Source organism: Aeromonas sp. sif2433, assembly GCF_019218705.1.
Taxonomy (GTDB): Bacteria; Pseudomonadota; Gammaproteobacteria; order Enterobacterales; family Aeromonadaceae; genus Aeromonas; species Aeromonas encheleia.
Genome location: NZ_JAHUXD010000005.1, coordinates 185,887 through 199,810 on the forward strand (window position 1 = coordinate 185,887; position 13,924 = coordinate 199,810).

Consider the following 13,924-nt stretch of genomic DNA (forward strand, 5'->3'; position numbering starts at 1 on the left):
CGTCGGGAAAAAATGTGCGCTTGTGCACGATCACCGTGTTAACCCGCTAAAACTGTATCTATTGCTCAAGAAAACAGCACCATCGAAAAGGGCACCCTGGGGTGCCCTCGTTCTTCGTCATGCCGCTCAGCGCGTCTCCGCCAGCAGGGCTTGCGCTATGGTGCGCATCCCCAGGGTATTGGCGCCCGGTGACCACAGGTTGTCACCGTTCTCGCTGAAGCAGGCGGCGAGATCGACGTGCAGCCAGCCCTGCCCTTCGTTGGCCACGAAGCGGGAGAGGAAGCCCGCCGCGTTGGAGGCACCGCCCGGGCCACCGCCCGGCACGGGGCGGCTGTTGGCCGTGTCGGCATAATGGGACGGGCACTGCTGCCGGTGCCAGGGCTCCAGCGGCAGCGGCCAGGCCGGCTCCTGCTCGGCATCCGCATAGGCCATGGCACGGCTCACCAGCCCCTTGTCCAGCCCGAACAGCGCGTTGTAGCGTCCCCCCAGCGCCATCACAGCCGCCCCGGTCAGGGTCGCGGCATCGATGACCAGCGGCGCCCCCGACTCGGCGGCGAGCTGCAGGCCATCGGCCAGCACCAGTCGCCCCTCGGCATCGGTGTTGACGATCTCCACCGTGGTGCCGTTCTTGTAGGTGAGGATGTCCCCCAGCTTGTAGGCATGGCCGGAGACCAGGTTCTCGGCACAGCAGAGGATGAGCTTCACCCGCTTGTCGAGCCCGCGCAGTATGGCCAGCGCCAGCGCCCCTGTCACTATGGCGGCGCCTCCCATGTCATGCTTCATGGTCAGCATGCCCTGGGAAGTTTTCATGGAGTAGCCACCGGAGTCGAAGGTGATGCCCTTGCCCACCAGGGCGGCGGCCACCGGGGCCTTGGGATCCCGGCTTGGATTGAAGTCCAGCTCCAGCATCACCGGCTCGCGATCGCTGCCACGACCGACCTGATAGAGCCCGACCCAGCCCGCCTGCTGCAGCGCCTCCCCCTTGAGGATGCGATGGCTGATGCGATCCGGCGCCAGCTCGGTGATGAAGGCGGCCGCCTCCACCGCCAGATCCAGCGGCCCCAGCTGTTCCGGGGTGGCATTGGTCATCTCGCGCACCCAGCGGCCGCACAACCAGCGCGCCTCCAGCTCCTCCCTGTCCTCTTCGGAGGAGGTCGCCCACTGCAGCTCGACCTCGGCCTTGGGGGTCTGCAGGCCCTGGGCAAAGGCCCACTGCTGCTCGCGTTCCCAATGACCGCAGAGCGCGGCCTTCTGGATCCCCTGACCACAGAGGCGGCGGGCCGCCTGCTGAATGTCCAGCAATGGGGTAGCGGTCACCAGATGGATCACCATGCCATCGGTGCGGTGCGAGAGCAGCGCCCCCTCGCCCCACTCGGGGGCGGCAAATTCGCGACTCAGCCAGACGTTCATGCACACACCTCCTGCAACCAGCGGGCGATAGTGCGCAGGCCGTGGCCCTTGGCGCCGGTCGCCCACAGCTCGTTGCCCGATTTTTGATAGGAGGCCGCCAGATCCAGGTGCACCCAGCCCTTGCCCTCATCGCGCACGAAGCGGGAGAGGAAGGCGGCCGCGGTGGTGGCACCGGCGGTGCCTTCGGCGGAGGCCACGTTGCCCAGCTCGGCGAAGGCCGAGGTGAGCTGGCCCGCATGCCAGGACTCGAGCGGCAGGGGCCAGGCCTTCTCGTGTTCAAGCTTGGCAGCGACCAAGGCGCGCTGTTGCTCGGTTTCATCCAACGCAAACACAGCGTTGTAGTCGCGGCCGAGCGCGGTCTTGGCTGCGCCGGTCAGGGTGGCGGCATCGAGGATATGGGCGGCGCCACTGTCGCTCGCGGCCAGCAGGCCATCGGCCAGCACCAGGCGCCCTTCCGCGTCTGTGTTCTGGATCTCGACCGAGATGCCGTTCTTGTAGGTGAGGATGTCACCGAGCTTGAAGGCGTGGCCGGAGACCAGGTTCTCGGCGCAGCAGAGGATCAGCTTGACCCGCTTGTTCAGCCCGCGGCTGATGGCGAGCGCCAGGGCGCCGGTCACCATGGCGGCACCGCCCATGTCGGACTTCATCGGCAGCATGTTGTCAGAGGACTTCATGGAGTAGCCACCGGAGTCGAAGGTGATGCCCTTGCCCACCAGGGCGGCCACCACGGGGGCGTGGCGATCCCCGGTCGGGTTGTAGTCCAGCTCCAGCAGCACCGGCTCGCGCTCGCTGCCACGGCCCACCGACCAGATCCCGATATGTCCGGCCTCACGCAGCGCCTCACCGGCGGTGATGCGGGCGGTCACCTGATCGCCACCCAGGCCGCGGATCAGCAGCAGGGCCGATTCCGCCAGGCTCATGGGATAGATCTCTTCCGGGCAACCGTTGGTCACCTCGCGCACCCAGCGGGTCGCGCGGATCAACGCATCCAGCTCGCTGGCCTCGGTGGCACTCTGCTCGCCGAAGTGCACCTCACGCTGCCCCTTGGCGGCATAGAAGCCCTGGGCGAAGGCGTAACGGCGCTCCAGATCCCAACCCTCGCCGGCCAGGCTTACCCGCTTGATGCCGGTCGATTCGAGTCGGCGGGCCGCGCGCTGGATAGTGCGCAACGCATCCTTGTCCAGATGGATCAGGGTCTCGTCACCGCTGAAACTGAGCAGGGCGCCTTCGCCCCAGACGGCGGCGGCAGCCTGGGCGGATAACCGTACGTTCATCATGTCAGCCATCTTCTCTTGCTTCCTTTTTTATGGGCAACTTTACATTAACGAATAGGGGAATAACGAATACAAAAAAGGCCGTACCCCCGAGGGTTACGGCCTTCACCATATCATCACTGCGCCATGAGATGCTGCACGTGCAATTCACTCATGTGTAATTAACGTCGCATCAATGGCGTTCGGAGGCGAGGTTGATGGTGTACTTGGGCAGTTCCACCACCAGATCCTCGTCCGCCAGACGGGCCTGGCAACTCAGGCGGGATTCCGGCTCCAGCCCCCATGCCTTGTCCAGCATGTCGTCTTCCAGCTCATCGCTCGGCTCGAGGGAGTCGAACCCCTCCCGCACCACGCAGTGGCAGGTGGTACAGGCGCAGGACTTCTCGCAGGCATGCTCGATCTCGATGCCGTTGCGCAGGGCGATGTCCAGTATGGTCTCACCGGTCGCACCCTCGAGGGCAGCGCCGTCCGGACAGAGTTCGGGGTGAGGCAGAATGATCAGTTTTGGCATATTACACCTTGTTGACGTTTTGGCCGGTCAGCACCTTGCGAATGGAGGCATCCATGCGACGGGCCGCAAACTCGCCACTGACGGCATCCGCCGCCTCGATGGCATCTTTGATTTGGTTGGTTGTGCCTGTGGCACGCATGGCCAGCAGATGATTGATCGCGGCATCGATCTCGGCGCGCTCGGCCGTGCTCAACAGCGCCTCACCATCGGCGGCCAGCGCCGCATTGAGGCTCTCCACCACCCGATCGGCTTCGACCTGCTGCTCCGCCAGCATGCGGGCATCCATGTCCTGCTGGGCATTGGCGATGGAGGCGCTCAGCATGCCGAGGATGTCCTCCTCCGCCAAGCCATAGGAGGGCTTGACCTGGATCTCCGCCTGCACGCCGGAGGATTTTTCCATGGCGCTGACCGACAGCAGCCCGTCCGCATCCACCTGGAAGATGACGCGAATGTGGGCGGCGCCAGCCGCCATGGGCGGAATGCCGGTCAGGGTGAAGCGGGCGAGGGAGCGGCAATCCGCTACCAGCTCGCGTTCTCCCTGCACCACATGAATGGCCATGGCAGTCTGGCCATCCTTGAAGGTGGTAAACTCCTGGGCGCGGGCCACCGGAATGGTGGTGTTGCGCGGGATCACCTTCTCGGCGAGCCCCCCCATGGTCTCGAGACCGAGGGAGAGCGGGATGACGTCCAGCAGCAGCATCTCGGCATCGGGCTTGTTGCCCACCAGGATGTCGGCCTGGATGGCGGCGCCGATGGCCACCACCTTGTCCGGATCGATGCTGGTGAGCGGCGGGCGCTGGAAGAATTCCCCCACCCGCTCGCGCACCAACGGCACCCGGGTGGAGCCCCCGACCATCACCACCTCCAGCACTTCCACCTGCTCCAGACCCGCATCGCGCAGGGAGCGGCGACAGGCCAGCAGGGTGCGCTTGACCAGCGGCAGGATGAGCGCATCGAACTGGGCGCGGCTCAGCTCCCCTTGCCAGCCGGCGAAGCTGCAGGGCACGCTGTCGGCATCGGTCAGGCCGTGCTTGACGGCGGCCGCCACATCCAGCAACTCGCGCTGGGTACGGGCCTCGAGCTGGCCGCTCAGGCCGGCCTGCGCCTTGATCCAGTCCGCCAGCAGGTGATCGAAGTCATCGCCACCGAGGGCGGAGTCGCCACCGGTCGCCATCACCTCGAACACGCCGCGATGCAGGCGCAGGATGGAGATGTCGAAGGTACCGCCGCCGAGATCATAGACGGCGATCACCCCTTCCTGACCGGAGTCGAGACCGTAGGCGATGGCGGCCGCGGTCGGCTCGTTGAGCAGGCGCAGCACGTGCAGACCGGCCAGCCGGGCCGCATCCTTGGTGCCCTGACGCTGGGCGTCATCGAAATAGGCAGGCACCGTGATGACCACGCCGTCGAGGGCGCCACCGAGCGAGGCGACGCCACGTTCGGCCAGCGTCTTCAGGATCTCGGCCGAGACCTGCACCGGGTTGACCAGCCCTTGACGGGTCTGCAACTGGGGCATGCCGTTATCGGCGGCGACGAACTGATAGGGCAGCTGGCGGGTATCCATGTCGGCCAGCGCCTTGCCCATCATCCGCTTGACGGAGACGATGGTGTTGTGGGGATCGAGGGCGGCTTCGCGCTTGGCGTCGAAGCCAACCCGGATGGCGTCGGCCTGATAGTGCACCACCGAGGGCAACAGATCGCGCCCCAGCTCGTCACACAGGGTATCGGCGTGGCCGCTGCGCACGGCGGCGACCAGGGAGTTGGTGGTGCCGAGATCGATGCCAACGGCACGTTTATGCTGATGAGGTGCGGCGCTCTGGCCGGGCTCGGCGATTTGCAGTAATGCCATGGGTAATCAAAATTCCAGCGTTAGAGGTTCAAGACTCGAACAGCGAGTCTTCGAATCGTTCCAGCTCCTCGAGGAGCTTGTCGACAAACTTGAGTTTGCGCACGCAATCGGCGGCGGTCTGATCCTCACCCGCGGTGAGACAGTCGGTCAGCCGTTGCATCAGCGACTGGTGATCATGCCTGATCTCGCGGCGAAAATCTTCGATGGCGCGCTCAGGACTGGATTCCCCCTTCAACTCGGCGAGACGCTCGCGCCACTCCAGCTGTTGCATCAGGAAGGCGGTATCTTGCAGGGTCTGTTGCTCGCCACGGATGTCGGTGCCACGCAGGGAAAGCAGATACTCGGCTCGGCGCAGGGGCGCCTTGAGGGTGGTGAAGGCATCGTTGATCTGGGCGGCACGCTGCACCGCGGCCAACTGCTCCCGTTCCGGGGCTGTGGCAAAACGATCGGGATGGAACTTGGTCTGCAACTGGCGGTAGGTCTCTGCCAGTTGGCGGGTATCGAGCTCGAAGCCCTGTGCCAGCCCGAACAGCTCGAAATGATTCATCTTGGATCCTCAGACAAGGAAGCTTGCGCCGCAATCACACTCGTCTTGAGAGTTGGAACGGCCGGATGGGAAGTCACCTTCCCGTCCAGCCGTATTGATTACCAACGCCTCAGACACTGAAGCTTTCGCCACAACCACACTCGCCCTTGGCGTTGGGGTTGTTGAACTGGAAGCCCTCGTTGAGGCCCTCCTTGACGAAGTCCAGCTCGGTGCCATCCAGATGGATCAGACTCTTGGCATCGACGATGATCTTGACACCGTTCTGCTCGAACACCTGATCCTCAGCGGCCAGCTCATCCACAAACTCGAGCACATAGGCGAGGCCAGAGCAGCCGGTGGTCTTGACGCCGAGGCGCAGGCCGATGCCCTTGCCCCGGTTGGTCATAAAAGAGGAAACCCGCTCCGCTGCGGCATCTGTCATGGTAATGGCCATACTGCTCTCCGGACCTTAGAGACCTTTCTTCTGCTTGTAATCGGCGATGGCGGCCTTGATGGCATCCTCCGCCAGAATGGAGCAGTGGATCTTCACCGGTGGCAGGGCCAGCTCTTCGGCGATGTCGGTGTTCTTGATGCCGGCAGCCTCGGCCAGGGTCTTGCCCTTGACCCATTCGGTCACCAGGGAGCTGGAGGCGATGGCGGAGCCGCAGCCGTAGGTCTTGAACTTGGCGTCTTCGATGATGCCGTCGTCGCTGATCTTCAGTTGCAGTTTCATCACGTCGCCACAGGCCGGGGCGCCGACCATGCCGGTCGCGATGCTGGGGTCGTTCTTGTCGAAGCCACCTACGTTACGGGGGTTCTCGTAGTGGTCGATTACTTTTTCACTGTAAGCCATATCTAACTCCTGCTAATTCCGTTGTTCACCAAACCCTTGCCTCTCTGGCAAGCGATCAGTGATGAGCCCATTCGACCGTGTTCAGATCGACACCGTCCTTGAACATCTCCCACAGGGGAGACATCTCGCGCAGACGACCGATGGAGTCGCAGATGAGCTTGATTGCGTAATCAATCTCTTCTTCCGTGGTGAAGCGACCGATGCTGAACCGGATGGAGCTGTGTGCCAGCTCATCGTTCATCCCCAGGGCGCGCAGCACGTAGGAAGGCTCCAGGCTGGCAGAGGTACAGGCTGAACCGGAAGAGACCGCCAGATCCTTCAACGCCATGATGAGGGATTCACCTTCCACGTAGGCGAAGCTGACGTTCAGGTTGCCCGGGACGCGATGCTCCAGATCACCGTTGATATAGACTTCTTCGATATTTTTGATGCCATTCCACAGACGCTGGCGCAGGGCCATGATGTGCTGGCTCTCGCTCGCCATCTCTTCCTTGGCGATGCGGAAAGCTTCGCCCATGCCGACGATCTGGTGGGTCGGCAGGGTGCCGGAGCGCATGCCGCGCTCATGACCACCACCGTGCATCTGGGCTTCCAGGCGCACCCGCGGCTTGCGGCGCACGTACAGGGCACCGATCCCTTTCGGGCCGTATACCTTGTGGGCGGACATGGAGAGCAGGTCGACCTTGAGCGCTTCCACGTCAACCGGGATCTTGCCGACGCTCTGGACCGCGTCCACGTGCAGCAGGATCTTGCGGGAGCGGCACAGCTCGCCGATGGCGGCGATGTCTTGGATCACGCCGATCTCGTTGTTGACATGCATGATGCTCACCAGGACGGTGTCATCGCGCAGGGCGCCTTCAATCTGCGCCAGACTGAACAGGCCGTTGGGCATCGGCTCGAGGTAGGTCACCTCGTAGCCTTCGCGCTCCAGCTGGCGGCAGGTGTCGAGCACCGCCTTGTGTTCGGTCTTGGAGGTGATGATGTGTTTGCCCTTGCCAGCATAGAAGTGGGCAATGCCCTTGATGGCCAGGTTGTTCGATTCGGTCGCGCCGGAGGTGAAGACGATCTCGCGAGGGTCTGCACCGATCAGCTCTGCCACTTGATTACGGGCCTGATCCACCGCTTCTTCGGCCTGCCAGCCGAAACGGTGAGAACGGGAGGCAGGATTGCCAAACAGGCCATCCATGGTGAGGCACTGCATCATTTTTTCTGCGACACGCGGGTCCACCGGACAGGTTGCCGAATAATCAAGGTAAATAGGCAGTTTCATGTTTTTCTCCGTTACGACGGGGTCACACAGCGACCCGTCGTGGAAAGCACGTTTATAGTTGGACTTTCAAGCTCACATCACCGCGTTCAGCCCGTTCAACCAGGGACAACACGGTCTTCATTTGTTCATCTTGCTTGCCAGCGATGCGTCGCACGTCGGCTTGACCCACCAGCTCCGCCAGGGTGATGTCCCCCAGGAAACTGGAGATGCGCTCGCTGAGATCGCGCCACAGGGAGTGGGTCAGACACTGGGTACCGCCATGACAGCCCCCCTTGCCGAGACACTTGGTCGCATCGACCGACTCATCGACCGCGGTGATCACCTGACCCACCGAGATCTCGCCAGGGGCCAGTCCGAGACGATAACCGCCACCCGGACCACGCACGCTGCTCACCAGCCCATGTTTGCGCAGACGGGCAAACAGTTGCTCCAGATAGGACAAGGAGATGCCCTGGCGCTCTGAAATATCAGCCAGGGGCACGGGCCCCTGCTCTGCATGCAACGCCACGTCGAGCATGGCTGTCACAGCGTAACGTCCTTTTGAGGTCAGTCTCATATGCCTTACCGTCTTGCGAACAAATCAATATGGGCACATGGTCACATACCCGACTAAAACAGTCAAGTATATGGTTGAGTAAATCAGTCGGGATTAATCCTGCGGCCGGGCTTTCTGCACCGAGGTGAGAATACCGCGCAATATATTCAATTCAACCACTTCCGGTCGGGCACGATTGAACAGACGACGCAGCTTGCTCATCACATGACCGGGGTGCTCCTCGGTGATGAAGCCGGTCTTCTGCAGAGTCTGCTCCAGGTGCAGATAGAACCCTTCCAGCTGCTGCGCACTGGGATAATCGACCCGCTCCTCGTCGGATTCGGGCAACTGATCCTGCAGCCAGCGCATCCGCACCTCGTAGCAGAGGGTCTGCACCGCCATGGCCAGGTTGAGGGAGCTGTACTCGGGATTGGCCGGGATGGCCACGTGGTAGTGGCACTTCTGCAGCTCGTCATTGGTGAGGCCGGTGCGTTCACGGCCAAACACCAGAGCGACCGGGTGCTTCACTCTCTCCGTCACCAGCTTCTCGCCCGCCTCGCGGGGATCCAGCATGGGCCAGCTCAGGGTGCGGGAGCGGGCACTGGTGCCGATGACCAGACCACAGTCGGCGATGGCGTCATCCAGCGTCGGGACGATGCGGGCGTTGACCAGCACATCGCTGGCCCCCGCCGCCAAGGCGATGGCATTGTCATCTGGCAAGGCTTGCGGATCCACCAACACCAGCTGAGTCAGCCCCATGGTCTTCATGGCGCGTGCCGCGGAGCCCATGTTGCCGGTGTGAGAGGTGTTTACCAAAACGATACGAATCTGATCCAACATGCCCAGTCAATCTTCAGTCAAAAAATGGCGCGTAATTGTAACATAACCAATCGCTATTTTGGCACCGGTTCTGACGCCACATTTCAGCACAAAAGTGGCCATTCGTATAACCAACCAGCATGAGCGCCGAAAAAGCGCGAGCTAACCTTAGAGGGTGCACGGTGCATCACCCGGAGTCGCCATCCCATGCTGCCCGCCTGGCTCTACGAGCAGTTACCCAACCTCTACCTGCTGCTGTCGGCGGGGCTGCTGCTCGTTGCCCAGACCCCGCTGCTCTGGCTGGCGGCGGCCCTGCTGTTTGTGGCGGGCGCCCTGGTCTGGATGATGCGCTCCAACTACAGGCGCACCGATCTCGTCATCTTCCCGGCCAAACACTGGTTTCAACCCGAGTGGTACTACGAGGCCCTGCCCTTCGCATGGCTGGCGCTGGGGCTCTTGCTGCTGCGCCTGCCCGACACCACGGCGCTGCTCGCCCTGCTACCCTGCCTGTGGGGCTGTCGTTGTCTGTGGGCCCGGCGCCATCGCCGCCACCATGCCGAGGGCATAGCACGGCACCTGAGGCGCAGCTCAGCCCACCGGCGCGGGCACTGGCTCCTGCGCTGAGCGGGTACGCTCGACCAGGGTCGCCAGATCCATCAGGGGGTACTTCATCAGGCTGGGCAATGCCTCCAGATCCAGGCTGTCCAGCAGGTTCTTCAGCTCCAGCCCCAGTTCGGTGTCCCCTTCGATCTTCAGCCGGCGCTGGAAGAAGAGGGAGTCCGGATCTTCCTTGCGACCGGCGATCAGGATGAGATCGTGGCTGCAGCCACTGAAGCAGACATCGGCCGCCTCGCAGTCAGGGGCCATCACCAGCCTGCCCTCCTGCGCGCTGATGAACCAGCTGAGTTCGAGATCGGAGACCTCGACCTTGAGCCACTTGCCCGCCAGGAAATCGAAGTCCCCGTCCAGGATGGCCTCCTTGAACACCTGCGCCAGCAGGCGCTCCATCAGACTCTGTTGCAGGGTGAAGGGCACCAGCTTGAGCGGGCGGCGCAAGAGACGGGGTGCCTGTTCGACCAGGCGACGTTGCAGTTGTTGGAACACGATAAACTCCCAGTTTTTTGCGCATTCAAGCACAGGGGCCGTGGCAGGATCCTGTTGAAAATCAAACTTGTGCCGACTTACCTCAAGAAGGGTAAAGCCACCTAAAGCTGCCTCAGGTCAAAAAGTGGGGACGCGTCGATGCATACAATCGAGCCACTTTTGCATTTTTTGCCCTCTCGGAGCGTACCCGATGGAATTACTCTGTCCGGCAGGCAGCCTGCCGGCGCTGAAAACGGCCGTGGATAACGGGGCCGATGCGGTCTATATCGGCTTCAAGGACGACACCAATGCCCGCCACTTTGCCGGTCTCAACTTCACCGACAGCAAGCTGGAAAGGGCGGTGGATTACGTACACCAGCACGGCCGCAAGCTGCACATCGCCATCAACACCTTCGCCCACCCGGGATCTGACGCCAGGTGGAAGCAGGCGGTGGATCGCGGGGTGGCACTCGGAGCCGATGCCCTGATCATCGCCGATCTCGCCGTGCTCGATTATGCCAGCCGTCACCACCCCGACATGGAGCTGCACGTCTCGGTGCAGGCCAGCGCCACCAACGCCGCCGCCATCCGCTTCTACCAGCAGCACTTCAACGTCGGCCGGGTGGTGCTGCCGCGGGTGCTCTCCATGCATCAGGTCCGGCAACTGGCCCGCGAGACCGACGTCGGCCTAGAGGTGTTCGCCTTCGGCAGCCTCTGCATCATGGCGGAGGGACGCTGCTACCTCTCCTCCTACATGACCGGGGAGAGCCCCAACACGGTGGGGGCCTGCTCGCCGGCCAAGTTCGTGCGCTGGGAGGAGACCCCGACCGGCCTCGAATCCCGGCTCAACGAGGTGCTGATCGACCGTTACGGTCCCGGGGAAAACGCCGGCTACCCGACCCTGTGCAAGGGGCGCTTCGAGGTGGATGGCCAGACCTATCACGCCCTGGAGGAGCCGACCAGCCTCAACACCCTGGGCCTCCTGCCCGAGCTGTTCCAGACCGGGATCCAGTCGGTCAAGATCGAGGGCCGCCAGCGCAGCCCCGCCTATGTGGAGCAGGTGACCCGGGTCTGGCGCGCCGCCATCGACAGCTACCAGGCCAATCCGCAAGCCTATAGTGTCAAGGCCGAGTGGGATGCCCAGCTCGCCCGCGTCTCAGAGGGGAGTCAAACCACCCTGGGCGCCTATCATCGCCAGTGGCAATAAGGAGACCCCATGCCATTCCTGTTCGGGCCAGCCGGCTCTGCCGCCAGCCTCTTCCGTCAGCGCGAGGACCTCATCTGATGCAATTCTCTCTCGGGCCCCTGCTCTTCTACTGGCCCAAGGCCGACGCCCAGGCCTTCTACGACGCCGCGGCCCAGAGCCAGGCCGACATCATCTATCTGGGGGAGACGGTCTGCAGCAAGCGCCGTGAACTCAAGGTGGACGACTGGATTAGCCTGGCGCGCCAGGTGGCCGGCTCGGGCAAACAGGCCGTGCTCTCCACCCTGGCGTTGATCTCGGCCCCCTCCGAGCTCAAGGAGGTCAAGCGGCTGGTCGACAACGGCAACCTGCTGATCGAGGCCAACGATCTCGGCGCCGTCCAGCTCGCCCGGGAGGCCGGCCTGCCCTTCGTCTGCGGGCCGGCCATCAATGCCTACAACGCCGACGTGCTGCGCATGCTACTTAAAAATGGGATGACGCGCTGGGTGATGCCGGTGGAGCTCTCCCGCGACTGGCTGGTGCAGCTCAGTCAGGATCTGGGCCCGGCCCGCCAGCAGTTCGAGGTGGAGGTGTTCGCCTACGGCCATCTGCCGCTCGCCTACTCGGCGCGCTGCTTCACCGCCCGCTCCCTCGACAAGCCCAAGGATGGCTGCGAGCTCGCCTGCATCCACTACCCCACCGGGCGGCTGGCCAGCAGCCGCGAAGGGCAGAAGGTGTTCAATCTCAACGGCATCCAGACCCAATCCGGCTACTGCTACAACCTTGGCAACGAGATCAAAGGCATGGAGGGCTTGGTGGACGTGGTGCGCCTCTCCCCCGAGGGGATGGAGACCCTGGACATGCTGGCCCGCTTCAAAGCCAATCAACAGGGTCAGGCCCCCCTGCCCCTGCAGCAGGAGCGGGACTGCAACGGCTACTGGCGCCAGATCCCCGGCATGAGCCTGGTGGAATGATCCGGGAACCCCAGACAGCAAAAGGTCTCGGCGCGTCGACCGCCACGGCTACTGAGACCAGAAATCCCCGGCGTGAGCCTGGTGGAATGATCCGGGAACCGCAGACAGCAAAAAGGCCTCGTTGAGAGGCCTTTTTTACATCGCTCGCATCCAGTATCAGGAGGCTTGCTTGCTGCTCTTGCCCTGTGCACTGGCACCCGGCGGCAGTGGCTTGCGCGCCATCAACTCCAGTTCGAGCAGGGCATAGCGGTGCTCGATGAAGTCATACACGTTGTTGGCGAGCGCCAGCTTGAAGTAGCTGATGGCTTCCTTGCGGTTGCCCTTGGCCAGCTCAAACTTGCCGAGGTAGAAATAGGTTTCACACAGGCGCTCTGCCAGCTCCCGGTTATCCTTCACCCCTTTCACCACGTTGCCCATCAGCTGGGTGGCGTTGATCTCGCCGGTATAGAGGCGCACCAGATCCCAGTTCCAGGCGTCGTCGTCGTACTTGCCCAGCCGCTCGCGCATCCGGCTCATGGCCGCCGAGGCATTGAGCTTCTGTTCGGCCAGATAGAGCCAGAGCACCCGGTAGGGATCTTCCGGCTGCGCCTCGTAGAACCGCTTCATGTCGGCGGCAGCCAGCTCGGGACGATTACCGTAGTAGAGCGCTATGCCGCGGTTGAGGTAGGCGTAGTCGTAATCCGGGGCCAGCTCGAGGGCGGAGTCGAATGCCTCGTAGGCCTCGTCATAGTTCTGTTGCTGAACCAGATAGACACCGATGAAGTTGTAAGCCTCGGCAAAATCGGGTTTTTCCCGCAAGGCGCGGTTGAAATCCAATCTGGCAAGGGAACGCAACCCGACGCGGTCAAACACCACGGCACGCTCATAAAACAGTTCGGCCCGCTGCTCTGTCGTCAATTCCATTTCACTGAGCATCTGCCCGAGTCGCGCCAGCGCCAACTCGCTCTGGTAAGAGACCTGCAGAGGGGTCGCCAATACCAGTGAAGCGGGTTGCGGCTTGGGAACTTGAGGAGCTTCAACCTGACTGCTACTGCTGCATCCCCACATGGGGAGCAACAACAGGATACCCGTGAGGTATCCAATCCCTTTCCTGACGTTCAATGAACACTCCGACGCTTACGCTTGACCCGCCATATGGTAAAGGTCCACCGACAGTTTGTCATGTGGCGGAACCCCTATCCTTCAAATAAATCAGGATTCGACAGGGTATCCGGCATCACTCCAACCACGAAAGCCCCCATCGACACTGACCACTCGGGTATAACCCATCTTCTGCAGGTTGGCGGTGGCCAGGATGGAGCGAAAACCCCCACCACAGTAAAGGTAAAGCTCGGTGGCTGGATCCGGATAACGGGTCTCGATGTCCCGCTCTATCACCCCGCGACCCAGATGCTCGGCCCCCGGCAGGCGACCTTTCGCCCATTCGTTATCTTCCCGCACGTCGATCAGATGAAAGGCCCTGCCCTCCTCCTGCCAGCGTTTGATCTGATGCACGTCAGTCTCTTGCACCTGGGGGCGAACGGCCTCTACCAGCGCCAGAAAACGGGGATTGTGATGCATGGCTTGCTCCTTGTTCTCGCACATTTTACCCAATGATGGGGAGCATAATGACTCACCCTGACCCTAAGAGAAAGGGC

The 13,924-nt window shown here is 62.6% G+C and carries 16 protein-coding genes; 3 read left to right on the forward strand and 13 right to left on the reverse strand.

Annotated elements, in window-relative coordinates; all coding sequences use genetic code 11:
* Positions 1-126 precede the first annotated feature (126 nt).
* From pepB (KW825_RS09795) to trmJ, 10 genes are all read right to left on the reverse strand, one after another.
* Positions 127-1,410 carry an aminopeptidase PepB gene (pepB, locus tag KW825_RS09795; RefSeq protein WP_042652397.1) on the reverse strand — a complete coding sequence of 428 codons (1,284 nt, stop codon included), beginning with the start codon at positions 1,408-1,410 and terminating at the stop codon, positions 127-129.
* Entirely contained in the window at positions 1,407-2,696 is a 1,290-nt protein-coding gene (gene pepB / locus KW825_RS09800) for an aminopeptidase PepB (protein WP_218290925.1), read from the reverse strand. The genes pepB (KW825_RS09795) and pepB (KW825_RS09800) overlap by 4 nt, the downstream gene beginning before the upstream one ends.
* 160 nt (positions 2,697-2,856) lie before the next feature.
* The gene (gene fdx, locus KW825_RS09805) at positions 2,857-3,195 is read right to left on the reverse strand and encodes an ISC system 2Fe-2S type ferredoxin (RefSeq protein WP_005324284.1); all 339 of its coding nucleotides are present in this window, start codon (positions 3,193-3,195) and stop codon (positions 2,857-2,859) included.
* Position 3,196: 1 nt separating this feature from the next.
* The gene (hscA, locus tag KW825_RS09810) at positions 3,197-5,044 is read right to left on the reverse strand and encodes a Fe-S protein assembly chaperone HscA (RefSeq protein ID WP_218329069.1); all 1,848 of its coding nucleotides are present in this window, start codon (positions 5,042-5,044) and stop codon (positions 3,197-3,199) included.
* Between the two features lie 28 nt (positions 5,045-5,072).
* Complete coding sequence (hscB, locus tag KW825_RS09815; protein ID WP_042652400.1) at positions 5,073-5,591, reverse strand: co-chaperone HscB; 519 nt, start codon at positions 5,589-5,591, stop codon at positions 5,073-5,075.
* A 109-nt stretch (positions 5,592-5,700) separates the two neighbouring features.
* Positions 5,701-6,024, reverse strand: coding sequence for an iron-sulfur cluster assembly protein IscA (iscA, locus tag KW825_RS09820; protein WP_218329070.1), 324 nt, complete (start codon positions 6,022-6,024; stop codon positions 5,701-5,703).
* A gap of 15 nt (positions 6,025-6,039) precedes the next feature.
* Positions 6,040-6,423 (reverse strand): Fe-S cluster assembly scaffold IscU, encoded by a 384-nt coding sequence (iscU, locus tag KW825_RS09825; protein WP_218329071.1) that lies wholly within the window; start codon positions 6,421-6,423, stop codon positions 6,040-6,042.
* A 55-nt stretch (positions 6,424-6,478) separates the two neighbouring features.
* The gene (locus KW825_RS09830) at positions 6,479-7,693 is read right to left on the reverse strand and encodes an IscS subfamily cysteine desulfurase (RefSeq protein ID WP_218329072.1); all 1,215 of its coding nucleotides are present in this window, start codon (positions 7,691-7,693) and stop codon (positions 6,479-6,481) included.
* A 52-nt stretch (positions 7,694-7,745) separates the two neighbouring features.
* Positions 7,746-8,249, reverse strand: a complete 504-nt coding sequence (gene iscR, locus KW825_RS09835; protein WP_042652403.1) for a Fe-S cluster assembly transcriptional regulator IscR — start codon at positions 8,247-8,249, stop codon at positions 7,746-7,748.
* Positions 8,250-8,342: 93 nt separating this feature from the next.
* On the reverse strand, positions 8,343-9,068 hold the full coding sequence (trmJ, locus tag KW825_RS09840) for a tRNA (cytosine(32)/uridine(32)-2'-O)-methyltransferase TrmJ (protein WP_218290921.1): 726 nt from the start codon (positions 9,066-9,068) through the stop codon (positions 8,343-8,345).
* A gap of 186 nt (positions 9,069-9,254) precedes the next feature.
* Here trmJ and KW825_RS09845 point away from each other — a divergent pair, with 186 nt between their 5' ends.
* Positions 9,255-9,671, forward strand: coding sequence for a hypothetical protein (locus KW825_RS09845; protein ID WP_218329073.1), 417 nt, complete (start codon positions 9,255-9,257; stop codon positions 9,669-9,671).
* Here KW825_RS09845 and KW825_RS09850 read toward each other — a convergent pair.
* Entirely contained in the window at positions 9,636-10,151 is a 516-nt protein-coding gene (locus KW825_RS09850; protein ID WP_218329074.1) for an SCP2 sterol-binding domain-containing protein, read from the reverse strand. The genes KW825_RS09845 and KW825_RS09850 overlap by 36 nt on opposite strands.
* A gap of 190 nt (positions 10,152-10,341) precedes the next feature.
* Between KW825_RS09850 and KW825_RS09855 the strand changes: the two genes are divergently transcribed.
* The gene (locus KW825_RS09855; protein ID WP_218329075.1) at positions 10,342-11,337 is read left to right on the forward strand and encodes a peptidase U32 family protein; all 996 of its coding nucleotides are present in this window, start codon (positions 10,342-10,344) and stop codon (positions 11,335-11,337) included.
* A 77-nt stretch (positions 11,338-11,414) separates the two neighbouring features.
* The gene (locus KW825_RS09860; protein ID WP_218329076.1) at positions 11,415-12,287 is read left to right on the forward strand and encodes a U32 family peptidase; all 873 of its coding nucleotides are present in this window, start codon (positions 11,415-11,417) and stop codon (positions 12,285-12,287) included.
* A gap of 156 nt (positions 12,288-12,443) precedes the next feature.
* Here the strand turns inward: KW825_RS09860 and nlpI are convergent, their stop codons facing one another.
* Positions 12,444-13,388 (reverse strand): lipoprotein NlpI, encoded by a 945-nt coding sequence (gene nlpI / locus KW825_RS09865; protein ID WP_331854090.1) that lies wholly within the window; start codon positions 13,386-13,388, stop codon positions 12,444-12,446.
* 90 nt (positions 13,389-13,478) lie between these two features.
* Positions 13,479-13,847, reverse strand: a complete 369-nt coding sequence (locus KW825_RS09870; RefSeq protein ID WP_218329077.1) for a rhodanese-like domain-containing protein — start codon at positions 13,845-13,847, stop codon at positions 13,479-13,481.
* Between the last annotated feature and the right edge of the window lie 77 nt (positions 13,848-13,924).

Coding starts and splice junctions, on each gene's coding strand:
- pepB (WP_042652397.1), bottom strand. CDS start 1,410: ATGAACGTCTGGCTGAGTCGCGAATTTGCCGCCCCCGAGTGGGGCGAG.
- pepB (WP_218290925.1), bottom strand. CDS start 2,696: ATGGCTGACATGATGAACGTACGGTTATCCGCCCAGGCTGCCGCCGCC.
- fdx (WP_005324284.1), bottom strand. CDS start 3,195: ATGCCAAAACTGATCATTCTGCCTCACCCCGAACTCTGTCCGGACGGC.
- hscA (WP_218329069.1), bottom strand. CDS start 5,044: ATGGCATTACTGCAAATCGCCGAGCCCGGCCAGAGCGCCGCACCTCAT.
- hscB (WP_042652400.1), bottom strand. CDS start 5,591: ATGAATCATTTCGAGCTGTTCGGGCTGGCACAGGGCTTCGAGCTCGAT.
- iscA (WP_218329070.1), bottom strand. CDS start 6,024: ATGGCCATTACCATGACAGATGCCGCAGCGGAGCGGGTTTCCTCTTTT.
- iscU (WP_218329071.1), bottom strand. CDS start 6,423: ATGGCTTACAGTGAAAAAGTAATCGACCACTACGAGAACCCCCGTAAC.
- KW825_RS09830 (WP_218329072.1), bottom strand. CDS start 7,693: ATGAAACTGCCTATTTACCTTGATTATTCGGCAACCTGTCCGGTGGAC.
- iscR (WP_042652403.1), bottom strand. CDS start 8,249: ATGAGACTGACCTCAAAAGGACGTTACGCTGTGACAGCCATGCTCGAC.
- trmJ (WP_218290921.1), bottom strand. CDS start 9,068: ATGTTGGATCAGATTCGTATCGTTTTGGTAAACACCTCTCACACCGGC.
- KW825_RS09845 (WP_218329073.1), top strand. CDS start 9,255: ATGCTGCCCGCCTGGCTCTACGAGCAGTTACCCAACCTCTACCTGCTG.
- KW825_RS09855 (WP_218329075.1), top strand. CDS start 10,342: ATGGAATTACTCTGTCCGGCAGGCAGCCTGCCGGCGCTGAAAACGGCC.
- KW825_RS09860 (WP_218329076.1), top strand. CDS start 11,415: ATGCAATTCTCTCTCGGGCCCCTGCTCTTCTACTGGCCCAAGGCCGAC.
- KW825_RS09870 (WP_218329077.1), bottom strand. CDS start 13,847: ATGCATCACAATCCCCGTTTTCTGGCGCTGGTAGAGGCCGTTCGCCCC.